Origin of the sequence: Carnobacterium mobile DSM 4848 (genome assembly GCF_000744825.1) — a bacterium.
Taxonomy (GTDB): domain Bacteria; phylum Bacillota; class Bacilli; order Lactobacillales; family Carnobacteriaceae; genus Carnobacterium_A; species Carnobacterium_A mobile.
In genome coordinates, this window is record NZ_JQMR01000001.1 from 229,058 (window position 1) to 255,646 (window position 26,589).

Here is a 26,589-nt window from a genome sequence, read left to right on the forward strand (position 1 = left end):
GAGGAATAGCGGCTGCTTGCAGCCATGTAAAGGATTCAATGCGAATTACGAAGCGGTTAGGCTTCGTTTGAGGCTTGAAAGGCTGGAGACAGAAAAGGCTCCAGTCGTTCCCATGGCTTCTTGCAAGCAGACGCGTAAATTCCGGAGGAAATTTTATTATTTAAGCATTACCAACACGATTGGATAAAGAACTCGTATTTTTTAGAGTTGAAAGGTATACAATTTTTATCCTGCCTGTCTAGCGTTCGACTAAACCAGTAAATGATACAACAAAGTTTCAAACTTTTCTTATTGTTCTATATTTTCAATATTGTCAATTTGGGTTTCAGGGTTCCAATCATTTCCTTTAAAACTGGTAACTAGTGTATTCAAGTGAATCAAATATTCTTCATACTTTAAAATACTGGACATAATATGAATTACTGCATTGCTTTGAGTATAGTCCTTGTTTATTTTTACTTCCATATTTGCTTCATCAAAGAATAAATGCATGAATTTTGTTCTAAACGATTCTTTGTATGCAATAAAATTAACTTCATCAGGCGAAACGCGACCATTAAACTTTAATAATATTTGCTCGTGAGCACTTAAAAGAGTTTCTAAACGTTCACGAATTTGAATTCTTAATTCTTCCGGGAAATGATTAAATGAGTTTTCGTGTTCATGAATGACTGCAGTCAATTGGTAAGCTGCTTTCGTTGTCTGAATAATTTGACGATAAACGGCTATTTTTCTTAAAATCTGTAAACGATTTTTCTTTCGGACATAGGTTCCTTCGTCTTTCATTAAAGAAAAATAGAGATCCATTCGATCTATTTCAGACTTCACCCATTTTAGGTCTTTTTTTAAAATGGGGTATTCACTATTTTTACGGACACTTGCTCGCATCCATTTCATAATTTCAGAAGTTGTGTAGTCAATTAAATGATAAAGTTTTTCTTCATATTTTGGTGGAAAAAACAAGGTATTGACTAAAAAAGCTATAACTACACCAAGCAGTGTAGCTAAAATCCGGATGCTGGCTGCTAAAACGAAATTGGGATCTGAAGTCATCATAATCACAATCAATGTTACTGTTGCTTGTCCGATTACGGATGAGAGATTAAATTGATTTAAAATAGCAATTAATACAATTGCTGCTAAACCAATAAACATAAAATGATTTCCTAATGTTAAATTTACAACAATGGCTAATGTACCACCAATAATATTTCCATAAATCCTGTCTTTGAGCGTTCTGACAGAACGTTTCAAAGAAGGTTGCAAAGCAAAAATTGCTGAAATTGCCGCTAAAACACCAGCTCCTTGTATATTTAAAAAATGAGGTATGGCTAAAGCAAGAGTAATGGCTATGCCCGTTTTTAAAGTTCTTGCTCCAATTTTCATAAAATGTATCCTCTCCCAATCGCAATAAATCCAATTTTTCTATTTTTTAATAATTATTCATCATCTCTTATATTCTAGCAAATTATTTCTTTAAAGAGAAGCAAATGTACTAGATAAGAGCTGACTAACTACTCTTTAATAAAAGATAAACAAATAGATGAGTTATAAGCTTGACTAAACACAACAAACTGATTCAGTTCCTTGTCTGTAAAGTTGTTCTCATACACTAATCAGCACTAAAGTTGCATTATTAAGTGATAAACGTTATCATTAGGAGAATCAAATAAATCTTTTTGCAGATAGAAAAAATTTTCCCTTCATTTAAATGGAAAGAAAGCTTTAAGAAGAGGATGTTTTACTGAATGGAATAAATAAGGGGGAATATTCATGGCCAATAATCAATTATTGCTGCAATCGATGGAAAAACTAAAAACTTCTAATATTCGAATAACTCCTCAACGTTATGCTGTTTTAGAATATCTGATAGAAGCTCATAGCCATCCAACGGCTGATGAAATTTATCGTTCGCTTGTAGAACGGTTTCCAAATATTAGTGTTGCAACTGTTTATAATAATTTGCGTTTATTTAAAAAAATTGGTTTTGTAGAAGAAATGACTTATGGGGATGGATCTAGTCGTTTCGACTTTGCTTCAACTCAGCATTATCATGCTATTTGTGAAAGTTGCGGTAAAATTGAAGACATCTATTATCCAGGGTTAGAAGATGTTGAAGCAGTGGCGCACAATTTAACAGGATATCAAGTGACTCGTCATCGGATGGAAGTCTATGGGATATGCCCTGAATGCCAAGCAAAAATGAACATAGCAGAAAGTTAACTTGCAATTCCGATAATAGTTGTTTTCACTCAGCTGTTATTGGAATTTTTTTCATAAAACAGTTAAACAGATTGAAGGGACTTTAAAGACCAGTGGAGACTTGTTTTTTACTTTTAGAAAAGCGATAATAGCAGCAATAGACTAAAAATAACGGTAGTGTAAAATGAACTGTTGCAAAAAGGGGAATCTGCATGACCACATTAAACGATGTTGCCAAAAAAGCTAATGTATCAAAAATGACAGTTTCGCGCGTGATCAATCATCCAGAACAAGTGACCGATGAACTGAAATCACTTGTATTTGAAGCGATGGAAGAACTGAACTACCGGCCTAATGTAGCCGCTAAAGCTTTAGCAAACAATCGCACACAAATCATTAAACTATTTATATTGGAAGAGATGGACACAACTGAACCGTATTATATGAATTTATTAACTGGTATTGCACAGGAATTAGATGCTCGCCATTATTCGCTGCAATTAGTAACGAAAAATAATTTCGATATTGGGGCATGCGATGGTTACATTATGTGCGGTGTTCGTGAAAAAGATTATGAATGGATAGGACGTGCCAACAAACCGGTAGTTTTATTCGGTGAAAATCGGCATGGGTATGATTTCGTCGATTCCGATAACCAAGCTGGTGTGGCCATGGCAACACAATATGCTATTGATTTAGGGTACCAACAAGTTATGTTTATTGGAATCGATATTGACGAGCTGTTTGAAAAATCAAGAGAAACAGGTTACCTACAAACGATGCAAAAGAACCAATTACCGCCAAAAATCATACGTTTTGGGAATCACTCAAGTGGAGCAGCACAATACATCAAAGAACATTGGACTCATTTTTCACCAAACACTATTTTTGTGTGCAGCTCTGATCGTTTAGCGATCGGCATAGAGCGAGGTATCCTTGAAATGGGTGGAAAGATTCCTAGTGACTTTGGCATTATTGGACACGATGGAGTCTTCTTGGATCAAATAGCTTTTCCGCAGTTAACTACTGTTAAACAAGCTGTAATTGAAATGGGTGGGGCTTGTGCAAAAATGTTAATGACTAAAATTGAACAAAACGGCGCAGCTCAAGAAAAAGTGTTATTCACACCAGAATTGATTACAAGAGGAACGACGAGAAAAGAACGATAAAAATAAACTAGTAAAGTGAGGCGAGTGAAATGAAAAAAGCAATGATCGTGGTAAATCCTTCATCTGGCAGTGAACAGGCTGAAAAATACGTTGACCAATTGAAAGCACAACTACAAAGTCACTTTGAGCAAATTGTCGTGAATAAAACAACTAAAGCAGGAGATGCAATACACTTTGCAAATAAAGCAGCGTTCTATCAATTTGATGCTCTTTTCTTAATGGGCGGTGATGGCACGATAAATGAAGGAATAAATGGTATCGCTATTCATGAACACCAACCAACTGTAGGAATCATTCCATTAGGAACGGTAAATAATTTTGCGCGTGCGTTAGAAATCTCTGTCGTACCCGAAGAAGCCATTGGTAATTTGGAACTAACCAGTCAAAAGAAAGTTGACTTAGGGAAAATAAACGATACTTATTTTGTTAGTACTGTCTCGGTTGGGCCTATTCCGGAAAGCGTGCAAAACGTAGATACTGACTCTAAGACTAAATTTGGGCCGTTAGCTTATGTTTTTGAAGGACTAAAAGCTTTGACTGATGAACATACTGCCCTTTTTGACTTAACGTTAGATGGAGAAAAAATTGAAGAGCACTACAGTATGCTGCTTATTGCTTTAAGCAACTCTGTTACAGGAATTGGAACAGTTTTTTCTTCAGCTGAAACAGATGATGGTTATTTGCAATTGTTATGTTTAAAAGAAACAACGGCAGTTGAAAAACTTCAACTTATCCCGGAATTATTCCGTAAAGATGAAGATTATTCTGATAAATTAGTTCTGAAGAAATTTAAAAAAGCTGCTATCAGCACAAAAGGAACAGAGAACTTTGTTTGTACTGTTGACGGCGATGCAGGACCGGCCTTCCCTATTGAAGTAGAAATTTTTCATAAACAGCTGACTGTTTTTGTACCGTCTAACTGAATGGACAGGTAAGCTAAAAAAATCCAAAAGCAGTTGTTGCTTATTGGATTTTTTCTTTTTTAAAAGAAAGGCAGATAGATTTTAGAGGGATAAATTTAGCAATTTAGCGGTGATTTGATTAGAATAAAGATAATAGAAAAGCAGCCTTGTTTAGAGTATGGATCAGGAGGTGGGAAAAATGACTGAACACGACTTAAAATGGTGGGAAAAAGCGATTATCTATCAAGTGTATCCAAGAAGCTTTCAAGACACAGATGGGAACGGCATAGGGGATTTACCTGGAGTGATTCAGCGGTTGGATTATATTCAAAAGCTCGGAGTCAATGCTATTTGGTTGAATCCTATTTTCAAATCCCCACAAGTCGATAATGGATATGACGTATCCGATTATTATGCAATTGATCCGATTTTTGGCACAATGGAAGATGCAGAGCTTGTCATTAAAGAAGCACATAAACGTGATTTAAAAGTTATTTTCGATCTCGTTTTAAATCACACTTCTATTGAGCATCCATGGTTTCAAGAAGCGTTAAAAGGTCCTGAAAATCCTCATCGGAACTTTTATATTTGGCATGATGCTCAGCCGAATGGTGACTTGCCAAATAATTGGGCTTCAATTTTTGGCGGTTCTGTCTGGGAAAAAGAACCAGTGGGCGATCAATATTATTTTCATTTGTTTAAAAAGGAAATGCCGGATCTAAATTGGGATAATCCTCATGTCGGCAAAGCGATGGTGGATATTGGGAAATTTTGGCTGGACAAAGGAGTAGACGGTTTTCGGTTAGATGCGTTTATCCATTTAGATAAGTTGGATGACTTTCCGAGTGAACCTCCTTTGCATGATGGCGACTTGGTTTCGGCACAACTCATTAACGAAAATTTGCCAAATATTAAAAACTATATCCAAGATTTGACCAGTGCATTGCGTAAAGTAAAACCCGATGTTTTTATACTGGGAGAAGCTGCTTCGGCAGATGCCGATTTAGCAGTCACCTATTCTGATCCTACCAATGATATGTGCGATACCATCATTTCTTTTATGCTGTTTCCTGAGGACCATTCTGTAAAAGATCCCAGATTGCCGTTCAATATGCAGCATGCTATTCTGGATAAAAAACAGTTTAAACAAACCATGTCAGAATGGCAAAAAAAATTAGCTCCTTTTGGCGGTCCTGCTCTTTACTGGAACAACCATGATATGCCTAGAGCCGTTTCCCGTTTTGGGGACGATACGAACTACCGCGAAAACAGCAGTAAAATGTTGGCAACGCTGATGTATTTACAAAAAGGAATTCCTTTTATTTTATATGGTGAAGAAATAGGGATGCGCAACTTAATTCATACAAATCCGCAAGAATTCGAAACTCCCGGTGCAACAGCTTTTTATGCTAAATCGAAAGCTTTGGGTTATACTGAAGAACATATTTTAATGGAATTAAATAGTACAGCACGTGATGTGAGTCGAGGAGCGATGCAATGGGATGACTCTCAATATGCGGGGTTTTCAACTATGCCGCCTTGGAGCGGTGTCAATCGAGAAGAGGACTACAATGTTGCTGAAGAGGAAAAAGAAGCAAAGAGTATTTTAGCTTATTATCGTCAGATTTTAACCTATAAAAAAATGCCGATTTTTACAGAAGGAACGTTTCATATGATGGAAACGAAAGAGAGCCTATACAGTTATGAAAGAGTGTTGGGCACACAGCGGGCAATTGTGGTTTGTAATTTTTCAGATACGGAAGAACGGATGCAAGAAGATGGAATTATTGAAAAAGAATGGCAAGTTTTGATTCAAAATGAAGGAAACGACGTAGAAGGTAATTGTGTCACATTAGGACCATATGGAGCTGTAGTTTTATTAAAAGGTATTGCTGACAATAGTAAAGACAAAAAATAAATGAACAGGCTTAAGTGCTTGTTCTTTTTTGTTACCGTTAACATCTTATTTGGTATTGTAAGTGCTTTCCTGTTTCAGTATCCTTACATTAAGCACACTAAGATAGATAGGAGGCAGAACATGTCAGAAAAATGGTGGCAAGAAGCCATTGTATATCAAGTCTATCCGCGTAGTTTTCAAGATAGCAATGGTGATGGGGTAGGGGATCTTCGGGGTGTAATCCAGCGTTTAGATTACATTCAGTCATTAGGTGTTTCGGTGATATGGTTAAATCCTATTTTTGTCTCACCGCAGATTGATAACGGCTACGACGTTTCTAATTATTACGCAATCGATCCGCTTTTCGGAACAATAGAGGATGCAGAAGAACTGATAGAAAAAGCTCACCAATATGGATTAAAAGTGATATTTGATTTTGTATTAAACCACACATCAGATCAACATCCTTGGTTCCAAGAAGCGCTTAAAGGGCCAGACAATCCGTATCGTGATTATTACCTTTGGGCTGACGGTAAAACTGCTGGACAATTACCCAATAATTGGGCTTCTTTTTTTGGCGGAACGGTATGGGAAAAAGAGCCGGCTGGCAATCAGTATTATTTCCATTTGTTCGCTAAAGAAATGCCTGATTTGAACTGGAACAACCCGGAAGTGCAGCTATCTATGTTGGATATCGCAACTTTTTGGATGGATAAAGGTGTAGATGGCTTTCGTTTAGATGCTTTTATTCATATGGATAAAGAAGCAGGTTACCCAGATGTACCAAATATAGTAGATGGACAAATTGTTTTAGCAGAGGAATATTATGCGAACTTGCCTAAAGTAAATCATTATATGAAGAACTTTGCACAAGCATTGCGCAAACAATACCCGGATGTTTTTTTAGTCGGGGAAGCGGCATCAGCCAATATTGACTTGGCCGTTAATTATTCAGATCCGCTGAATGAAGCATGTGATGCAGTAATAACTTTTCGTTATTTCTCAGAAGATGACACAAAGAAAGACGTACGCTTGCCTTTGACGATGCAGTCAGGAAAGTTGGACCTCAAAGCTTTTAAAGCAACGATGAGCGAATGGCAAGATCGATTAGGAGACTTTGGCGGACCAACACTGTATTGGAACAATCATGATATGGCACGCGCGGTCTCGCGTTTTGGTGATGTGATTCATTATCGCGAAAACAGCAGTAAGATGTTGGCTACATTGATGTACCTGCAAAAAGGAATTCCATTCATTTTAAATGGCGAAGAAATCGGCATGAAAAATTTAGAGATTCCGACAATTGATAAATTTGAAGCACCAGAAGCAAAAGGCTTTTATGAAAAAGCATTAGCTCTAGGATATAGTAAGGAACATATTTTACGGGAATTAAATGCAACTAGTAAAGATGCTAGCCGCGGCGTAATGCAATGGGATGATTCTGTATTTGCTGGATTTTCAACTAGCCCTCCATGGAGCGATGTTAACCAAGAAGCCGATTATCATGTTGCAGCTCAAGAAGCAGATGAAAAGAGTATTTTAAATTATTACCGCAAGTTGCTAAATTACAAACAAACACCTTTATTTACTAAAGGCAGCTTTAAATTAATCGAAACGAATGATCAGCTCTATTGCTACGAACGCACACTAGGAAAACAAACAGCATTGGTCTGCTGTAATTTCACAGACCAGCCTGTGTTCTTTGAAGACGAACGTTTTACAGAAGAGAACTTTACCGTTTTGCTAACGAATGACTTCAATTCATTGGAAGGGAAATTAGGCAAATTAGGCCCCTATGGTGCAGCTGTTTTAGTGTTCGGAATCGATGAAGAAAATGAACCGCATGAAGAAAATCGAATCAGTGTATTTTAAATATAAAAAAATTAACCGATTAAGAATGGAGAATGTCAGTAATGGAAACAGCAGCAATTTTTCACCGTCCAGATAGCGAATATGCTTATTTATATAAGGCAAACGAAATGCATATTCGGTTGCGTACTAAAAAAGGCGATGCCGCCCAAGTCAATATTATTAGCGGAGACCCTTATTTGCATGGTACTAAAAAATGGTATTTAGACCACGTTCCAATGAAATTGATCGCCAGTACAGATATTCATGATTACTGGATGATCGCTATAGGAGCTGAATTTAAAAGATTGTCATATGGGTTTCATGTCATCGGCACAGATAGTCTTGAAGTGTTTTATGGCGACAGAGGAGTTTTTCCTTTTGAAGAAAAATATTTGGAAGAAGCCAATACTTTTTTCCGTATGCCCTATTTTCAAGAGATTGATCGGTTTAAATCACCGGACTGGGTGAAAGAAACCGTTTGGTATCAGATTTTCCCAGAGCGTTTTGCTAATGGAGATACAAGCAACGACCCCGAAGGCACACTGCCATGGGGAAGTAAAGAGCATCCAACACGAGATGATTTCTACGGAGGAGACTTGCAAGGCGTAATCGACCATTTAGATTATTTGGTGGATTTGGGGATCAATGGTATTTATTTCTGTCCGATTTTTAGAGCAACCTCTAATCATAAGTATGATACGACGGATTATTTTGAGATTGACCCTGATTTTGGTGATAAAGAAACATTTAAAAAGCTGGTTGATGAAGCACATAAACGCGGCATTCGAATTATGCTAGATGCTGTTTTCAATCATATGGGAATGTTGTCTTATCAATGGGAAGATGTGATTGAGAACGAAGCTGATTCTAAATATGCAGACTGGTTCCATATTCATCAGTTTCCTGTAAAACTAGATGATTCTTTAACTACAGATGAGTTGGAAAATGTCGGCGAAGTTCCTTATGATACTTTTGCTTTTACAGGACATATGCCAAAATTAAATACAGCTAACCGTGAAGTGCAAGATTACTTATTGGAGATTGCAGCTTATTGGATACGAGAATTCGACATTGACGCGTGGCGGTTAGATGTAGCTAATGAAGTAGATCATCATTTCTGGAAACGATTCTATCAAGTGACAACGGATTTAAAAGAAGATTTTTATATCTTAGGAGAGATTTGGCATTCTTCTCAAAGCTGGCTTCAAGGAGATGAGTTCCATGCAGTAATGAATTATGCTTTTACGGAAACCATCGAAGATTACTTTATGAAAAAGAAAATTTCAGCCAGCAAAATGGTGGCCGGATTAAACGAACAGCTTATGTTGTACCGCCAGCAAACCAATGAAGTGATGTTTAATGTACTGGATTCCCATGATACAGCACGAATTTTATCTATTAGTAAAGGAAATAAAGACATTGTTAAATCCAGCCTAGCCTTTACCTTTATGCAAAACGGCTCTCCTTGTATTTATTATGGGACAGAGATTGGTATGGATGGGTTTGATGATCCCGATTGCCGCAAATGTATGGTTTGGGATGAAGCGCAACAAGACCTTAATATGCTAGCTTTCACAAAAGAGTTGATTGCTTTTAGAAAAGAACATCAGCAAAATTTAAGTTATGGTGAATTAAATTGGTTTGATGTACGTGATAATGAAGAAGTAGTCGGTTTGAAACGCACTTTGGGAGAAGAAACGCTGATTGCTTATTTTAACCAAGGAGAACAAGATCTTGAACTGGTTTTAGACAATATACCTGAGATTGTTATAGGACACTTGACCTTTAGTGATAATCGCTTGTTGTCGATCAAGCAGAACGGATTTGTTGTTTTCAAAATTAACTAGTCAACTTTTTTTGCATTAAGCCGGCTGCTTTCTAAAGAGAGCAGCCGGCTTATTTTGAGACAAAGGTACAGTTCTATTACATAGAGTTGATGAATTAGTAAAAATCGCGAGTGCAAACGGTTGCTGAAAACGGTTCTTTATTCCATAATAAAGGTATAGATGGGTATTATACTTTTAAAAGGGAGGATTTTCATTATGTCGAATAAGCGTTGGAAAAAAATAGCGTTGGGTTTGGTATCTTTGAGCGCGGTATTATTGGCTGCTTGCGGAGGCGGAGGAAAGTCGGAGGATTCTTCAGCATCTGGAGGAGGATCTAAAGAATCAACCACTTTGAAAGTAGATGTGGATCCAAGGTACACAGAATATGTTAATGAAATGATTCCGGCATTTGAAAAAGAGCACAATGTAACCGTTAAAATAACAGAAAAAGATATGTTTGATTCGATTGAAGCTCTGCCGCTTGATGGACCTGCTGGAATTGGAACGGATGTACTCGTTGCTCCGTATGACCGCATCGGTATTTTAGGTCAGCAAGGACACTTGGCAGAAGTTAAGCTGCCAGATGATGGACGCTATGATGAGATGGATGAAAAACAAGTATTGTCCGAAGACAAAATATACGGGGCCCCTTTTGTAATAGAAACATTGGTCATGTTTTACAATAAAGACCTAGTCGATACAGCACCAGCGACTTTCAAAGACTTAGAAGAACTGTCAACAGATGAACGCTTTGCTTTTGAAAGTGAAAAAGACAAAAACGTAGCATTTTTAGCTAACTGGGTATCTCCTTACCATTACTTAGGTTTAATAACAGGGTATGGCGGTTATATTTTTGGAGATAACGGAACAGATACAACTGACATTGGCTTAAATACGCCAGAAGCAGTTGAAGCGATCAATTATGCGTCCAACTGGTACAAAAATACTTGGCCTAAAGGTGCATTAGATGTGACGAGTGCTGAGAACTTTATGAATGATCAATTCACCAGCGGAAAGACAGCTGCAGTCATCAATGGTCCTTGGGGAGCTGCAAGTTATAAAGAGGCGAATGTAAATTATGGAGTCAGTACCATCCCTACTTTGCCGAATGGTGAAAACTATCAACCGTTTGCCGGAGGATCAGGATGGGCGATCAGCAACTATTCAAAAAATAAAGACCTGGCTCAAGAATGGCTAGACTATGTTAACAATACTGAAAATTCTCAAAAACTATATGAATTATCTGCTGAGATACCTGCAAATCAAGAAACACGAACTTCTATCAGTAAAGGCGAGGACGAATTGACAAATGCCGTGATCGAACAATACAATTCAGCAATGCCGATGCCGAATATACCAGAAATGGAAGAAGTTTGGACGGGAACCGAATCGATGATTTTTGATGCAGCCTCAGGGAATAAAACACCTAAAGAAGCAGCGGATGATACAGTTAAATTAATTCAAGACAACATTGAGCAAAAATACAGCACTCAATAAAAGCGATTTTGGCAGAGACGCAATATGTCTCTGCCAATCCTTTTGGTCATTAAAAGTTATTGCAAGTCAACTCTATGAGAGTAAGAATGGATAAACCATCTTGTTACCGCTAACAAGCAAAAAACGATTGCAAGAAAGCGTTTTATCAATGATAATAAGAATGTAAGAAAGAGAGCAAACAAACCAAATAAGAGGGGGATATCAAAATGAAAAAAAGTAATTGGAAAAAGTATGCAGTCGGCTTAGTATCTGCAAGTGCTTTGTTGTTGGCTGCTTGCGGCGGAGGAAGCGGTACCGATTCAACGTCTTCATCTAACAAAGAAAAAAATAGTGGAGACGAGCTACATATATCCGTTGATACGGGGTACATTAAATATATTGATGAAATCAAAGAAGCATTTGAAAAAGAACACGATGTGAAAATCAAAGTAACTGAAAGAGATATGTTTGAACAGTTAGAAGCATTGCCTCTAGATGGACCAGCTGGAAACGCTCCTGATATTATGATGTCAGCTTATGACCGCGTAGGCCCATTAGGACAACAGGGACACTTAGCTGAGATCACACTAGGAAATGAAGAGCAGTATGATGATACAGATAAAGCACTAGTAACCATTGATGATAAAATTTATGCAGAACCTGCAGTTATCGAAACACTTGTTTTATACTACAACAAAGATTTAGTTGATAAAGCACCTGAGACTTTTAAAGATTTAGAAGCATTATCAAAAGATAAAAAATACGACTTCGCAGGCGAAGCAGGTAAAAATACTGGTTTCTTAGCAAAGTGGACTGACTTTTACTTCTCTTATGGATTAGTTGCCGGCTACGGCGGTTATGTATTTGGCGATAATGGAACAGACCCGACAGATATTGGATTGAATAATAAAGGAGCAGTCGAAGCTATCACGTATGCAACTGACTGGTTCCAAAACGTTTGGCCTCAAGGTATGCAAGATATCACGAGTTCAGATGCCTTTATTACAGACCAATTCTTAGCTGGAAAAGTTGGAGCGTTTATTGGCGGACCTTGGCAAGCAGCGGCTTTGCAAGAAGCTGGAGTGAACTATGGCGTATCGACTATCCCAACTTTGAACAACGGTGAAGAGTATCAAGCATTCGGCGGCGGAAAAGGATGGGTCGTCAGCAACTATTCTAAAAATAAAGATGTGGCACAAGAATGGGTTGATTATGTCACAAATACAGAAAACCAAAACAAATTCTATGATATGACAAATGAGATTCCTGCAAATCAAGAGTCGCGTAAATACGCAACAGGACAAGACGATGAATTGACGACTGCAGTAATTGACCAATTCAAAGAAGCTCAGCCAATGCCAAATATTCCTGAAATGGCAGAAGTTTGGGCAGGGGCAGAAAACTTGATGTTTGATGCTGCTTCGGGCAACAAAACACCTAAACAATCTGCAGACGACGCTGCAAAACTAATTTCTGAATCGATTGAACAAAAATACACTAACTAGTTTTGTGCAAATAGGAACGACAGCTATCGGCAGAGAATGTTTTTATTCTCTGCCGATAATTGTTAAATAAAGAGAAGGGGGAGAAAGAAATGGCTAAGACAACACAGCCTAAATCAAAAAAGAATGAAAAGAAAGCGATGATCTATTCCATTATCCCGGGAATGGGACAATTTTATAATAATCAAAAATTCAAAGGGTTTGTTTTTTTAGGAATCTTCTTATTATTTGTTTTTGAAATGCTCAGTTTTGGAATCAATGCATTTGAAGGTTTAATCACTTTAGGCAGTGTACCCGTAGAAGACCATTCCTTATTTATCATGATTAGCGGAACACTGCAATTGATCATTACGGTTATCTTCTTGGCTTTTTATGCACTGAATATTTATGATGCTAAAAAGGTTGCTGATAGATGGAACAACGATTTAAAAGTCAATACGACAGCTAAAACTGTTTTATATAATGTTTACGATAACGGTTTTCCTTATCTTTTGATCGTTCCTGCCTATTTAATGATGGCTTTTACTATTATATTTCCAGTTTTAGTTACTTTGTTTATGGCGTTTACAAACTATGATTTCTATCATATTCCTCCAGCAAACTTGATTGACTGGATTGGTTTTAAAAACTTTACAAATATCTTATTTTTAAGTTCTTATCGCGATGCATTTTCTTCAGTATTTAGCTGGACTGTAATATGGACATTGTGTGCCACCACGTTGCAAATATCTTTAGGAATCTTAACAGCAGTAGTGACAAACCAATCTTTTATCAAAGGAAAACGGTTCTTTGGAGTTATCTTCTTATTGCCGTGGGCTGTACCTGCTTTTATTACAATTCTGTCTTTCTCCAACATATTTAATGATAGTATTGGTGCAATCAACACCCAAGTTATTCCACTGATCAATCACTTACCATTTGTTGAAATCGGACAAATTGCTTGGAAAACAAAAGCTGTATGGTCAAAAGTAGCTATTATACTGATTCAAGGCTGGCTTGGATTCCCTTATGTATATGTTATGACAACGAGTATTCTGCAATCTATTCCTGAAGATTTATATGAAGCGGCAAAAATTGATGGTGCAAGTGCGATTCAGCGGTTCAAAGAAATTACGTTGCCGATGATTTTCATGGTAGCCGCGCCGACTTTTATTACTCAGTATACGGGTAATTTCAATAACTTTTCAATGATTTACTTATTCAATAATGGCGGTCCAGGAAGTGTTGGCGGCGGAGCAGGAGCAACGGATATCTTGATTTCCTGGATATATAAGTTGACGACCGGAACCTCTCCTCAATACTCAATGGCAGCTGCCATTACTTTAATTATTTCTCTTTTAGTTATTACCGTTTCCTTATTGGTATTCCGTAAAACAAATGCTTTCAATATGGAGGATGCTTAAGATGAAAAATAAACTGAAATCGCAAAAAACTTCCAGATTTTTAAATCATTTTTTTACTTATGCCTTTATGATTTTTCTTTCGATCATCATTATTTATCCATTGCTGATTACTGCAAGTTCGGCTTTTAAATCAGGCAATGTCACAGCTTTTTCATTAGACTTTAATGCAAATTGGACATTGAATAATTTTAAACGGCTTTTTGGAGAAACACTTTACGGAACGTGGTATAAAAACACGTTGCTGGTGGCTGTATCAACGATGATCGTTCAAGTTGCATTGATTACTTTAGCTGGGTATGCCTACAGCCGCTATAACTTTATGGGAAGAAAAAAAAGCTTGATGTTTTTCTTGGTCATTCAAATGGTACCGACAATGGCTGCTTTAACAGCTTTTTATGTTATGGCTTTGCTGTTAGGAGCATTAGATCAGTTTTGGTTCTTATCTATGTTGTATATCGGCGGCGGTATTCCAATGAATACGTGGCTGATGAAAGGCTATTTTGATACGGTTCCAAAAGAATTAGACGAATCTGCAAAATTAGACGGAGCGGGACATTTTAGAATATTTTGGCAAATCGTTTTGCCATTGGTTCGCCCAATGATTGCAGTACAAGCTTTGTGGGCCTTCATGGGACCATTCGGCGATTATATGCTGGCTCGTTTTTTACTAAGAAGTCCAGAAAAAATAACAGTAGCGGTCGGCTTGCAAACGTTTATCAGCAACCCGCAAAATCAAAAAGTCTCCTTATTCGCTGCTGGAGCGATTTTAATTGCTGTACCGATTTCTATCTTGTTCTTCATGCTGCAAAAGAACTTTGTATCAGGACTAACATCTGGAGGAACCAAAGGATAACAGAATCGGTAAAACCTCTAAGTAAATAACAAAAGAAGCTGTCGCATTAAGACAGCTTTTGAATTAGAAAGTGTTGAAATATTGAATGAAAAGAAGTGAATGCCATGAAAACCGATAAATTTCCATTGTCTTATTTTAACCAGATTTGGACACCGAAACGATCTTTTAAAGGGCGGCACCAATTGAATTGGCTGCAGCTCGTCATCATACTAGTTTTTTTGACGAGTGTGCTGATGATTCCAGTTGCGTTGAATTTTGTGAAAATGGATAGTTACCCAATTGATGAAAGTTACCCTGATACTTTTGAATTAATTGACGATACAGTTGCAGCCGCACTGCAAAAGACTACAATCATCAACGGCACATTGCAAATGCAGCCTGAATCAGAATACAAATCAAAAAACGGAATCGTTAGTATAGGAAGTTCTGAAGTGCAAGCCAAACAAAAACTGAAAGAAACAAATGCACTCGTTTTTACAAAGAATCGTTTTTACTTAAAAAATAAAGAGGTTCCTGTTTCTAACGTTCAATACACAAAAGATTTTGATTTGAGCAGCGCAAATTCCGTTAAAGAAATAAAAGATGAGCTTTCTCGACAATGGTTTATTCAAAACCGTGGGTATGTAATGGGTTCTTTGATGTTCTTGGTATTCAGTATTTTATTTGTCAGTACGATTTTTATTGTCTTCGGTTCAGCTTTTTTCTTGTACTTAACTAGAAAAAACTCTTTTTCATCGATTAAAACGTATAAGGAATCTATGAACTTGGTATTAAATGCCTTAGGGCTGCCAACGCTGGTCGTACTCATTTCAGCTTTTGTGCAATTTGACATAGTAGTGATGTTGACGATTCAATCTCTTGGACTAGTTCTGATGATTTTAATGGTTTTTTATCAAACAAAATTTAATGACAAAGCAAGTTTAGAAAATAATAAGAGTGTCTTTGGAGGTAAAGTCAATGGTTAAAAGGTTATTTGAAGTAGATCCTTGGAAAATCGTATCTTCTTCTCTTGAAAAGAAGGATAAGCGTTTGCAAGAAAGTTTAACTTCTATTGGAAATGGTTATATGGGAATGCGCGGCAATTTTGAAGAAGGGTATTCAGGCGACAGTCACTTAGGGACCTACTTAGCTGGTGTGTGGTTTCCGGATAAGACACGGGTCGGCTGGTGGAAAAACGGCTACCCCGAGTACTTTGGGAAAGTAATCAATGCAACGAATTTTATTCCAGTTGAGGTATATGTCAATGGTCAAAAAATTGATTTAGCCAATGATTTTATAAAAGATTATAAAATTGAATTAAATATGAAAACAGGAATTTTGCATCGTTCTTATAGTCTAATCAAAGACGGAAATGAAATTTGTTTACATTTTAAACGGTTTGTCAGTTTAACGATCAAAGAATTAGCTCTTATTGAAGTAAGTGCTGAAATGCTGCAAGGCGAAGCAGCCATTTCATTTGTTCCCTTAATGGATGGGAATGTGTCAAACGAAGACAGCAACTACGAGGAAAATTTTTGGATAGAGATGGATCGTGGAATTGGTGAAAAAAGCTACTTAACAACAAAAACGATTCCTAATAACTTTGGCATTGAGCAGTTCACCGTTACAACGATGATGCAAACACTCGCTGAAGAAGCAGAAAGCCGGCAAACTGCTGAAAAAGCGATGCAAGTACGAGAAGAAATAAACTATCAATTATCAACAGGAGAAAAAGCCTGTGTTACAAAATTAGTGAGTGTCGTTACAAGTCGTGATATTGTGCCAGAAAAGCAGAAAACCGCTGCTGCACTTATTTTAGACCAAGCAGCAGCAAAAGGGCCGGCTGAACTAGAAGCCGAGCATATTGCAGCATGGGCTGAGCGATGGCATAAAGCCGACGTAGTGATCGAAGGCGATGACGAAAGTCAACAAGGTATTCGATTTAATATTTTCCAACTGTTCTCCACTTATTATGGAGAAGACTCGCGTTTGAATGTGGGACCGAAAGGATTTACAGGCGAAAAATACGGCGGAGCAACTTATTGGGACACAGAAGCCTATATTGTACCCATGTATCTTTCTGTAGCTGATGAAGCTGTAACTGAGCAATTATTGAAATACCGTTTTGATCAATTGCCAGGCGCTTTCCACAATGCTGAACAGCAAGGGTTAAAAGGTGCTTTATATCCGATGGTTACCTTTAATGGGATAGAGTGCCATAACGAATGGGAAATTACTTTTGAAGAAATTCATCGTAACAGCACGATTGCTTATGCTATTTATAATTATACAAACTACACTGGCAAAGAAGAGTATTTGCTGACAAAAGGCATTGATGTGTTAACCGCAATCGCTCGTTTTTGGGCAGACCGCGTTCATTATTCTGCTCGATCAGATCACTATATGATTCATGGAGTTACAGGACCTAATGAGTATGAAAACAATGTAAACAACAACTGGTATACCAATCGAATGGCAGTATGGGAGTTGGAATATACTTTAGAGAGTTTAGAAAAAATTTCAATAACGAAACAAGCAGAGCTAAACGTGACAGACGAAGAAACAGCTTATTGGAAAGATATTATTGCTAAGATGTACTATCCATATAATGAAGAATTAGGCGTTTTTGTTCAACATGATACATTTCTTGATAAAGACTTGCGACCTGTTGCTTCATTAGATACAGCAGAACAACCTATCAATCAACATTGGTCTTGGGATAAAATTTTACGTTCTTGTTTTATTAAGCAAGCTGATGTACTTCAAGGAATCTATTACTTGAATCATGAATTCACTATGGAAGAAAAACAACGGAACTTTGATTTTTATGAGCCGATGACTGTTCATGAAAGCTCCCTCTCTCCTTCTATCCATGCTGTTCTGGCAGCTGAACTAGGAAATACAGAAAAAGCTGTTGAATTTTATGCGCGAACAGCCCGTTTAGACTTGGATAACTATAATAACGACACTGAAGACGGGTTACACATTACTTCAATGAGCGGCGGATGGCTGGCTATAGTGCAAGGTTTTGCTGGGATGCGCACAGCTGATGCGCAGTTGTCTTTTAAACCTTTTTGTCCTGCTGGATGGGATAGCTACAATTTTATGATTAAATACCGCGGCAGATTGTTGCATATCACAGTTACAAAAGAAACAGTAAAAGTTGTTCTAGTAGAAGGAAATGCTTTAACTTTCAAACTATATGATGACGTATATGAATTGACAAGCGAAGTTTCTGCTGCTGTTCAGCAAACAGTTAAAAAGGATGAATTTTAAACCAAACAAGGAAGTGACAGATATGATCAAAGGGTTTGTATTTGACTTAGATGGCGTATTGACAGACACCGCAGAGTACCATTATTTAGCATGGCAAGAATTGGGTGAAAAAATTGGGATTTCTTTTGACCGGGAGTTTAATGAACAATTGAAAGGCATCAGTCGCATGGATTCACTGGAACGAATCTTAGCTTATGGCCATAAAAGCAATCTCTATTCTGAAGAAAAGAAAATGATTTTAGCAGATGAAAAAAATGAAGACTATAAAAAGCTGATTACTCAAATCACTCCAGCTGATCTGCTTCCTGGTATACCAGAGTTGTTGAATGAAATAAAAACATCTGAAATCAAATTAGCTTTGGCTTCTGCTAGTAAAAATGGACCCGTTATCTTGGAGCGTTTAGGGATTGCCGATTTATTTGATACAGTAGTTGATCCCGCAACATTAAAGAAAGGTAAGCCGGATCCGGAAATTTTTATTAAAGGAGCAGAGCAATTGGGACTGCGGCCAGAAGAATGTGTTGGTGTTGAAGACGCAGAAGCTGGAATCGAAGCGATCAATGTGGCTGGCATGTTTTCAGTTGGGGTAGGCAATGAGCCATCCATGAAAGCAGCGGATTTATTTGTTGCTTCTACAGCTGATTTAAGACTTTCAACTATATTAGCAGCAGTTCAAAATAAATAAAAAGAGAAGGAGTCTTTGTAAAATGAAAAAAAAGTGGTGGCATAGTTCAGTTGTTTATCAAGTGTATCCTAGAAGTTTCCAAGATAGTAATGGAGATGGAATTGGAGACTTACGAGGAATTATCCAGCGTTTGGATTACTTAGCTGAATTAGGCATTGATGTTATTTGGTTGAGTCCAGTCTATCAATCGCCAAATGACGATAACGGTTACGATATCAGCGATTATCAAGCTATCTCTCCAGAATTCGGAACGATGGAGGACATGGAAAGATTGATTGAAGAAGCCAGAAAGAGAAACATTCGAATGGTAATGGATTTAGTTGTTAACCATACATCCGATGAACATCCTTGGTTTATTGAAGCTCAAAAAGGACGCGATAATGCATTTCGTGATTTCTATATTTGGCGGGACCCAGCTGAAGATGGAGGACTGCCCAATGAACTGTTATCAGTTTTCAGCGGTCCAGCTTGGGAATTTGATGAAAATTCCGGACAATATTACTTGCATCTCTATAGTAAGAAACAGCCAGATTTGAATTGGGAAAACCCCGAAGTCCGTGAACAAATTTGGAACATGATGAATTTTTGGCTAGAAAAAGGTATTGGCGGATTCCGAATGGATGTTATTGACACTATCGGAAAAGTACCAGATGAACTAATTACTACGAATGGACCGAAATTACATGATTATTTGCAAGAAATGAATCAACGAACCTTTGGCAATTACGATGTACTGACAGTTGGTGAGACATGGGGAGCAACTCCTGAGATTGCAAAACTGTATTCCGATCCTGACCGTGAAGAGCTATCAATGGTATTTCAATTTGAACACATTGGTTTAGACCAGCAGCCGGATAAACCAAAATGGGATACAAAGCCGCTTGATTTTATTGAATTAAAAGCTGTTTTCACTAAATGGCAAACTGAATTGGATGGAAAAGGCTGGAATAGTTTATTTTGGAATAATCATGATATACCGCGCATTGTTTCCAATTGGGGAGATGATTCTGAAGAATACCGAGTTGTTTCAGCAAAAATGTTTGCGACATTTTTACATCTATTGAAAGGAACACCGTATATTTACCAAGGAGAAGAAATTGGTATGATCAACACTCCTGTTTCTTCTATAGAAGAGATTGATGATATCGAAAGTAAAAATATGTACCATGAACGCATAGCACAAGGTTGTGATCCTCAAGCTATTTTAGCGTCTATTAATAAAAAGGGACGCGATAATTCAAGACGTCCAATGCAATGGGATGCTACAGTACATGCCGGCTTTACGTCCGGAACACCTTGGTTAGCTTTAAACCCTCTTTATAGAGAAATAAATGTAGCTGCTGATTACTTAAAGGAAGATAGTATTTTTAAGCATTATCAAAAATTAATACAACTACGGAAAGAGCACGAATTGGTAGTTTGGGGAGAGTATCGGGAACTATTGCCAGAAGACCCTCAGTTATATGTATACGAACGCAGTTACAATGGCGAAACCTGGTTAGTTGTGATTAATTTTTATGGAACAACGGCAGTTTATAAAGATCCTTCTCGTCAGGCAGATTCAATTATTTTAAGCAATTACATGAACAGTGGAATGGAGTTATCAAACTTAATGCTTCGACCTTATGAGGCTGTTGTTTACCAATTGAGTTAGGTGAAGAGTTTTAAAGGACTAGGAAGTTCTTTAAAACTTTTTTTATAGAGTAGGGTATTATAAGTTTTTTTATATTCAATGTCTAGTGGATCAAGGCGGGCTTGTCTCTCTTTTCTTATTTATTAGAGTAAAACGAACGATTTAGAATGCTTGGCAAGAAAAGTTCCTTTATTCAAATCCATCTGCATATATATACGAGAAATAAAAAGAATGTTTCTGTGAACGTTCGTCTTTAAAACGTAGATGAATTTTTTTGAAATTGTTATTGACCTCTTAATAAAAACTTGTTATAGTAATGGATGTTGCAACCCTCGATATGCAAAGGGTTACAAAAGTTTATTTTCAAAAGAAACAAAAGCTTTGACAATTGATAATAAACTGTGGTAGAATCTTAAATGTTGAATACAGGTTTAGTTGTGAAAAATGAAATTGGATATTTATCCAGTATAATTTAATTTTATTCAAAAAAACCTTTGACAAACAAAAAAAAGTTTGCTAAGATATAGAAGTTGTTAAAAACACAAAACAGCAAATACATTAGACCTTTGAAAACTGAACAAAGCAAGAACGAAATAACGGTGTAAGGTGGTTTAACAGTGTTAAACCAAAAGTAACAAAGTGAAAGAAATTTCGCTAGCAAGTCAAAAGAGCTTCAAACAGCATAATCGGTTGGAACCTTTCGAGGCAACAACTACTTTTATGAGAGTTTGATCCTGGCTCAGGACGAACGCTGGCGGCATGCCTAATACATGCAAGTCGAACGCTTTGATTCTACCGGGTGCTTGCACCCACCAGAATCAAAGAGTGGCGGACGGGTGAGTAACACGTGGGTAACCTGCCCATAAGTGGGGGATAACATTCGGAAACGGATGCTAATACCGCATAACTCCAACCACCTCCTGGTGGATGGATAAAAGACGGTTTCGGCTGTCGCTTATGGATGGACCCGCGGCGTATTAGCTAGTTGGTGAGGTAATGGCTCACCAAGGCAATGATACGTAGCCGACCTGAGAGGGTGATCGGCCACACTGGGACTGAGACACGGCCCAGACTCCTACGGGAGGCAGCAGTAGGGAATCTTCCGCAATGGACGAAAGTCTGACGGAGCAATGCCGCGTGAGTGAAGAAGGTTTTCGGATCGTAAAACTCTGTTGTTAGAGAAGAACAAGGATGAGCGTAACTACTCATCCCCTGACGGTATCTAACCAGAAAGCCATGGCTAACTACGTGCCAGCAGCCGCGGTAATACGTAGATGGCAAGCGTTGTCCGGATTTATTGGGCGTAAAGCGAGCGCAGGCGGTTCTTTAAGTCTGATGTGAAAGCCCCCAGCTCAACTGGGGAAGGTCATTGGAAACTGGGGAACTTGAGTGCAGAAGAGGAGAGTGGAATTCCACGTGTAGCGGTGAAATGCGTAGATATGTGGAGGAACACCAGTGGCGAAGGCGACTCTCTGGTCTGTAACTGACGCTGAGGCTCGAAAGCGTGGGGAGCAAACAGGATTAGATACCCTGGTAGTCCACGCCGTAAACGATGAGTGCTAAGTGTTGGAGGGTTTCCGCCCTTCAGTGCTGCAGTTAACGCATTAAGCACTCCGCCTGGGGAGTACGGCCGCAAGGCTGAAACTCAAAGGAATTGACGGGGACCCGCACAAGCGGTGGAGCATGTGGTTTAATTCGAAGCAACGCGAAGAACCTTACCAGGTCTTGACATCCTTTGACCACTCTAGAGATAGAGCTTTCCCTTCGGGGACAAAGTGACAGGTGGTGCATGGTTGTCGTCAGCTCGTGTCGTGAGATGTTGGGTTAAGTCCCGCAACGAGCGCAACCCTTATTACTAGTTGCCAGCATTCAGTTGGGCACTCTAGTGAGACTGCCGGTGATAAACCGGAGGAAGGTGGGGATGACGTCAAATCATCATGCCCCTTATGACCTGGGCTACACACGTGCTACAATGGATGGTACAACGAGTCGCAAGACCGCGAGGTCAAGCTAATCTCTTAAAGCCATTCTCAGTTCGGATTGCAGGCTGCAACTCGCCTGCATGAAGCCGGAATCGCTAGTAATCGCGGATCAGAACGCCGCGGTGAATACGTTCCCGGGTCTTGTACACACCGCCCGTCACACCACGAGAGTTTGTAACACCCGAAGTCGGTGAGGTAACCCTTTTGGGAGCCAGCCGCCTAAGGTGGGATAGATAATTGGGGTGAAGTCGTAACAAGGTAGCCGTATCGGAAGGTGCGGCTGGATCACCTCCTTTCTAAGGAATTTAACGGAACCTACACAGTCGTTCTTCTTTTGTTCAGTTTTGAGAGGTTTAATCTTCTCAAAATCGTTGTTCTTTGAAAACTGGATATTGTTTAATTGTAAAAATTGTAAGAAACCGAGAAACACACCGCGTTTGTAAGAGTTTGAAACGAATCCTTATCTTTTATAAGATGAGAAGATTCCTATTAACAACAACCATAGGTTAAGTTAATAAGGGCGCACGGTGGATGCCTTGGCACTAGGAGCCGAAGAAGGACGGGACTAACGCCGATATGCTTTGGGGAGCTGTAAGTAAGCTGTGATCCAGAGATTTCCGAATGGGGAAACCCAACACCCTTTATCGGGTGTTACTGTTGACTGAATACATAGGTCAACAGAGGTAGACGCAGAGAACTGAAACATCTAAGTACCTGCAGGAAGAGAAAGAAAATTCGATTCCCTGAGTAGCGGCGAGCGAAACGGGAAAAGCCCAAACCAGAAAGCTTGCTTTCTGGGGTTGTAGGACTGAACACATAGAGTCATAAATGAATGAAGTAAGAGAAGCGACCTGGAAAGGTCTGCCAAAGAGGGTAAAAGCCCCGTATCTGAAACTTCGTTCACTCTGATCAGTATCCTGAGTACGGCGGAACACGAGAAATTCCGTCGGAATCCGGGAGGACCATCTCCCAAGGCTAAATACTCCCTAGTGACCGATAGTGAACCAGTACCGTGAGGGAAAGGTGAAAAGAACCCCGGAAGGGGAGTGAAACAGCACCTGAAACCGTGTGCTTACAAGTAGTTAGAGCCCGTTAATGGGTGATAGCGTGCCTTTTGTAGAATGAACCGGCGAGTTACGATCCCATGCGAGGTTAAGTTGATGAGACGGAGCCGCAGCGAAAGCGAGTCTGAATAGGGCGAATGAGTATGTGGTCGTAGACCCGAAACCAAGTGATCTACCCATGTCCAGGTTGAAGGTGCGGTAATACGCACTGGAGGACCGAACCCACGTATGTTGAAAAATGCGGGGATGAGGTGTGGGTAGCGGAGAAATTCCAATCGAACTTGGAGATAGCTGGTTCTCTCCGAAATAGCTTTAGGGCTAGCCTCGGAATTAGAATCATGGAGGTAGAGCAACTGTTTGGACTAGGGGCCCTTCTCGGGTTACCGAATTCAGATAAACTCCGAATGCCATTGATTTATATCCGGGAGTCAGACTACGAGTGATAAGATCCGTAGTCGAGAGGGAAACAGCCCAGACCACCAGCTAAGGTCCCAAAGTTTCTGTTAAGTGGAAAAGGATGTGGGGTTGCTTAGACAACTAGGATGTTGGCTCAGAAGCAGCCATCATTTAAAGAGTGCGTAATAGCTCACTAGTCGAGTGACCCTGCGCCGAAAATTTACCGGGGCTAAACAGAACACCGAAGCTGTGGATAGAACCTTTTGGTTCTATGGTAGGAGAGCGTTCTAAGGGCGTCGAAGCTGGACCGTGAGGACTGGTGGAGCGCTTAGAAGTGAGAATGCCGGTATGAGTAGCGAAAGACGGGTGAGAATCCCGTCCACCGAATGACTAAGGTTTCCTGGGGAAGGCTCGTCCTCCCAGGGTTAGTCGGGACCTAAGTCGAGGCCGATAGGCGTAGACGATGGACAACAGGTTGAGATTCCTGTACCAGTTCGTTTTGTTTGAACGATGGAGGGACACAGTAGGCTAAGGAATACGTGCTGTTGGATATGCACGTCCAAGCAATAAGTCTGGGAATGAGTCAAATGCTTATTCCCTTAAGGACAAGTTGTGATGGGGAGGGAAATCAAGTACCGAAGTTTCTGATGTCACACTGTCAAGAAAAGCTTCTAGTGAGAAACGATCTGCCCGTACCGCAAACCGACACAGGTAGTCGAGGAGAGAATCCTAAGGTGTGCGAGAGAACTCTCGTTAAGGAACTCGGCAAAATGACCCCGTAACTTCGGGAGAAGGGGTGCTGACCATTTGGTCAGCCGCAGTGAATAGGCCCAAGCAACTGTTTATCAAAAACACAGGTCTCTGCTAAATCGAAAGATGACGTATAGGGGCTGACGCCTGCCCGGTGCTGGAAGGTTAAGAGGATGGGTTAGCCGTAAGGCGAAGCTCAGAATTGAAGCCCCAGTAAACGGCGGCCGTAACTATAACGGTCCTAAGGTAGCGAAATTCCTTGTCGGGTAAGTTCCGACCCGCACGAAAGGCGTAATGATTTGGGCACTGTCTCAACGAGAGACTCGGTGAAATTATAGTACCTGTGAAGATGCAGGTTACCCGCGACAGGACGGAAAGACCCCATGGAGCTTTACTGCAGTTTGATATTGAGTGTTTGTACAGCTTGTACAGGATAGGTAGGAGCCAATGAAGCCAGGACGCTAGTCTTGGTGGAGGCAATGGTGGGATACTACCCTTGCTGTATGACCACTCTAACCCTCAGCCATGATCTGGCTGGGAGACAGTGTCTGACGGGCAGTTTGACTGGGGCGGTCGCCTCCTAAAGTGTAACGGAGGCGCCCAAAGGTTCCCTCAGAATGGTTGGAAATCATTCGTAGAGTGTAAAGGCAGAAGGGAGCTTGACTGCGAGACCTACAAGTCGAGCAGGGACGAAAGTCGGGCTTAGTGATCCGGTGGTTCCGCATGGAAGGGCCATCGCTCAACGGATAAAAGCTACCCTGGGGATAACAGGCTTATCTCCCCCAAGAGTCCACATCGACGGGGAGGTTTGGCACCTCGATGTCGGCTCATCGCATCCTGGGGCTGTAGTCGGTCCCAAGGGTTGGGCTGTTCGCCCATTAAAGCGGTACGCGAGCTGGGTTCAGAACGTCGTGAGACAGTTCGGTCCCTATCCGTCGCGGGCGCAGGAAATTTGAGAGGAGCTGTCCTTAGTACGAGAGGACCGGGATGGACACACCGCTGGTGTACCAGTTGTTCTGCCAAGGGCATTGCTGGGTAGCTATGTGTGGACGGGATAAACGCTGAAAGCATCTAAGCGTGAAGCCCCCCTCAAGATGAGATTTCCCATCACGTAAGTGAGTAAGACCCCTGAGAGATGATCAGGTAGATAGGTTGGAAGTGGAAGTACAGCGATGTATGGAGCGGACCAATACTAATCGGTCGAGGACTTAACCAATTTTTTAAACGGTGAACGAACGGTTTAAAACCAACTTTACAGTAAACAATACCCAGTTTTGAGAGAACAACGTTCTCTTATATGCAAGATGTGCGGTGGCAATGGCAAGAAGGTCACACCTGTTCCCATGCCGAACACAGCAGTTAAGCTTCTTAGCGCCGATGGTAGTGAAGGGTTTCCCTTTGTGAGAGTAGGACGTTGCCGTGCATCTTTTTTATTCCGCAATAGCTCAGCTGGTAGAGCGCATGACTGTTAATCATGATGTCGCAGGTTCGAGCCCTGCTTGCGGAGTTACATAGTTGTCTATGGAAAAAAGTAACCAAATGAGAGTGTTAACAGAACCAACTTGGAGAGTTGTCCGAGCGGCCGAAGGAGCATGATTGGAAATCATGTAGGCGGTGCACACTGTCTCAAGGGTTCGAATCCCTTACTCTCCGTTACACTAATTTCGGCCCGTTGGTCAAGTGGTTAAGACACCGCCCTTTCACGGCGGTATCACGGGTTCGAATCCCGTACGGGTCATGTAC

15 protein-coding genes, 3 tRNA genes and 3 rRNA genes are annotated in these 26,589 nt (G+C 39.8%); 20 read left to right on the plus strand and 1 reads right to left on the minus strand.

Annotated elements, in window-relative coordinates:
- Window positions 1-288 precede the first annotated feature (288 nt).
- Window positions 289-1,386 (minus strand): FUSC family protein, encoded by a 1,098-nt coding sequence (locus BR87_RS00960; RefSeq protein WP_035027623.1) that lies wholly within the window; start codon window positions 1,384-1,386, stop codon window positions 289-291.
- 387 nt (window positions 1,387-1,773) lie between these two features.
- Between BR87_RS00960 and BR87_RS00965 the strand changes: the two genes are divergently transcribed.
- From BR87_RS00965 to BR87_RS01060, 20 genes are all read left to right on the plus strand, one after another.
- A complete protein-coding gene (locus tag BR87_RS00965; RefSeq protein ID WP_035027626.1) occupies window positions 1,774-2,223 on the plus strand; it encodes a Fur family transcriptional regulator in 450 nt (149 codons plus the stop codon).
- Between the two features lie 191 nt (window positions 2,224-2,414).
- Window positions 2,415-3,371 (plus strand): LacI family DNA-binding transcriptional regulator, encoded by a 957-nt coding sequence (locus tag BR87_RS00970; RefSeq protein WP_035027628.1) that lies wholly within the window; start codon window positions 2,415-2,417, stop codon window positions 3,369-3,371.
- A gap of 29 nt (window positions 3,372-3,400) precedes the next feature.
- On the plus strand, window positions 3,401-4,294 hold the full coding sequence (locus tag BR87_RS00975; protein WP_035027631.1) for a diacylglycerol/lipid kinase family protein: 894 nt from the start codon (window positions 3,401-3,403) through the stop codon (window positions 4,292-4,294).
- 178 nt (window positions 4,295-4,472) lie between these two features.
- A complete protein-coding gene (locus BR87_RS00980) occupies window positions 4,473-6,191 on the plus strand; it encodes a glycoside hydrolase family 13 protein (protein WP_035027634.1) in 1,719 nt (572 codons plus the stop codon).
- Window positions 6,192-6,311: 120 nt separating this feature from the next.
- Window positions 6,312-8,042, plus strand: coding sequence for a glycoside hydrolase family 13 protein (locus BR87_RS00985; protein WP_035027636.1), 1,731 nt, complete (start codon window positions 6,312-6,314; stop codon window positions 8,040-8,042).
- A gap of 41 nt (window positions 8,043-8,083) precedes the next feature.
- Window positions 8,084-9,868 carry a glycoside hydrolase family 13 protein gene (locus BR87_RS00990; protein ID WP_035027640.1) on the plus strand — a complete coding sequence of 595 codons (1,785 nt, stop codon included), beginning with the start codon at window positions 8,084-8,086 and terminating at the stop codon, window positions 9,866-9,868.
- Between the two features lie 195 nt (window positions 9,869-10,063).
- Window positions 10,064-11,344: an extracellular solute-binding protein gene (locus BR87_RS00995; protein ID WP_035027642.1), complete on the plus strand. Its 1,281-nt coding sequence runs from the start codon at window positions 10,064-10,066 to the stop codon at window positions 11,342-11,344.
- Window positions 11,345-11,550: 206 nt separating this feature from the next.
- Window positions 11,551-12,828, plus strand: a complete 1,278-nt coding sequence (locus tag BR87_RS01000; RefSeq protein WP_035027644.1) for an extracellular solute-binding protein — start codon at window positions 11,551-11,553, stop codon at window positions 12,826-12,828.
- A gap of 89 nt (window positions 12,829-12,917) precedes the next feature.
- Entirely contained in the window at window positions 12,918-14,228 is a 1,311-nt protein-coding gene (locus BR87_RS01005) for a sugar ABC transporter permease (protein ID WP_035027646.1), read from the plus strand.
- Between the two features lies 1 nt (window position 14,229).
- Window positions 14,230-15,081 carry a sugar ABC transporter permease gene (locus BR87_RS01010; protein ID WP_035027648.1) on the plus strand — a complete coding sequence of 284 codons (852 nt, stop codon included), beginning with the start codon at window positions 14,230-14,232 and terminating at the stop codon, window positions 15,079-15,081.
- A 104-nt stretch (window positions 15,082-15,185) separates the two neighbouring features.
- Entirely contained in the window at window positions 15,186-16,046 is an 861-nt protein-coding gene (locus tag BR87_RS01015) for a DUF1189 family protein (protein ID WP_035027650.1), read from the plus strand.
- The gene (locus BR87_RS01020) at window positions 16,039-18,336 is read left to right on the plus strand and encodes a glycoside hydrolase family 65 protein (RefSeq protein WP_035027652.1); all 2,298 of its coding nucleotides are present in this window, start codon (window positions 16,039-16,041) and stop codon (window positions 18,334-18,336) included. Before BR87_RS01015 ends, BR87_RS01020 begins: the two co-directional genes overlap by 8 nt.
- Window positions 18,337-18,358: 22 nt before the next feature.
- Window positions 18,359-19,021 (plus strand): beta-phosphoglucomutase, encoded by a 663-nt coding sequence (gene pgmB / locus BR87_RS01025; RefSeq protein WP_035027655.1) that lies wholly within the window; start codon window positions 18,359-18,361, stop codon window positions 19,019-19,021.
- 22 nt (window positions 19,022-19,043) lie between these two features.
- Entirely contained in the window at window positions 19,044-20,675 is a 1,632-nt protein-coding gene (locus BR87_RS01030; RefSeq protein ID WP_035027658.1) for a glycoside hydrolase family 13 protein, read from the plus strand.
- 695 nt (window positions 20,676-21,370) lie between these two features.
- Window positions 21,371-22,932: ribosomal RNA gene (locus BR87_RS01035) — 16S ribosomal RNA — on the plus strand.
- A 208-nt stretch (window positions 22,933-23,140) separates the two neighbouring features.
- Window positions 23,141-26,062, plus strand: a 23S ribosomal RNA gene (locus BR87_RS01040).
- 91 nt (window positions 26,063-26,153) lie between these two features.
- Window positions 26,154-26,269: ribosomal RNA gene (gene rrf, locus BR87_RS01045) — 5S ribosomal RNA — on the plus strand.
- The 16S, 23S and 5S rRNA genes sit together here with 3 tRNA genes alongside, the layout of an rRNA operon.
- A gap of 11 nt (window positions 26,270-26,280) precedes the next feature.
- A tRNA-Asn gene (locus BR87_RS01050) sits at window positions 26,281-26,353 on the plus strand.
- Window positions 26,354-26,410: 57 nt separating this feature from the next.
- Window positions 26,411-26,499: transfer RNA gene (locus BR87_RS01055), tRNA-Ser, on the plus strand.
- Window positions 26,500-26,512: 13 nt separating this feature from the next.
- Window positions 26,513-26,584 (plus strand) — tRNA-Glu (locus tag BR87_RS01060).
- Window positions 26,585-26,589: the final 5 nt, after the last annotated feature.

Coding starts and splice junctions, on each gene's coding strand:
- BR87_RS00990 (WP_035027640.1), top strand. CDS start 8,084: ATGGAAACAGCAGCAATTTTTCACCGTCCAGATAGCGAATATGCTTAT.
- BR87_RS00995 (WP_035027642.1), top strand. CDS start 10,064: ATGTCGAATAAGCGTTGGAAAAAAATAGCGTTGGGTTTGGTATCTTTG.
- BR87_RS01030 (WP_035027658.1), top strand. CDS start 19,044: ATGAAAAAAAAGTGGTGGCATAGTTCAGTTGTTTATCAAGTGTATCCT.
- BR87_RS00965 (WP_035027626.1), top strand. CDS start 1,774: ATGGCCAATAATCAATTATTGCTGCAATCGATGGAAAAACTAAAAACT.
- BR87_RS00960 (WP_035027623.1), bottom strand. CDS start 1,386: ATGAAAATTGGAGCAAGAACTTTAAAAACGGGCATAGCCATTACTCTT.
- BR87_RS00970 (WP_035027628.1), top strand. CDS start 2,415: ATGACCACATTAAACGATGTTGCCAAAAAAGCTAATGTATCAAAAATG.
- BR87_RS01015 (WP_035027650.1), top strand. CDS start 15,186: ATGAAAACCGATAAATTTCCATTGTCTTATTTTAACCAGATTTGGACA.
- BR87_RS00985 (WP_035027636.1), top strand. CDS start 6,312: ATGTCAGAAAAATGGTGGCAAGAAGCCATTGTATATCAAGTCTATCCG.
- BR87_RS01020 (WP_035027652.1), top strand. CDS start 16,039: ATGGTTAAAAGGTTATTTGAAGTAGATCCTTGGAAAATCGTATCTTCT.
- BR87_RS00980 (WP_035027634.1), top strand. CDS start 4,473: ATGACTGAACACGACTTAAAATGGTGGGAAAAAGCGATTATCTATCAA.
- BR87_RS01010 (WP_035027648.1), top strand. CDS start 14,230: ATGAAAAATAAACTGAAATCGCAAAAAACTTCCAGATTTTTAAATCAT.
- BR87_RS01005 (WP_035027646.1), top strand. CDS start 12,918: ATGGCTAAGACAACACAGCCTAAATCAAAAAAGAATGAAAAGAAAGCG.
- pgmB (WP_035027655.1), top strand. CDS start 18,359: ATGATCAAAGGGTTTGTATTTGACTTAGATGGCGTATTGACAGACACC.
- BR87_RS01000 (WP_035027644.1), top strand. CDS start 11,551: ATGAAAAAAAGTAATTGGAAAAAGTATGCAGTCGGCTTAGTATCTGCA.
- BR87_RS00975 (WP_035027631.1), top strand. CDS start 3,401: ATGAAAAAAGCAATGATCGTGGTAAATCCTTCATCTGGCAGTGAACAG.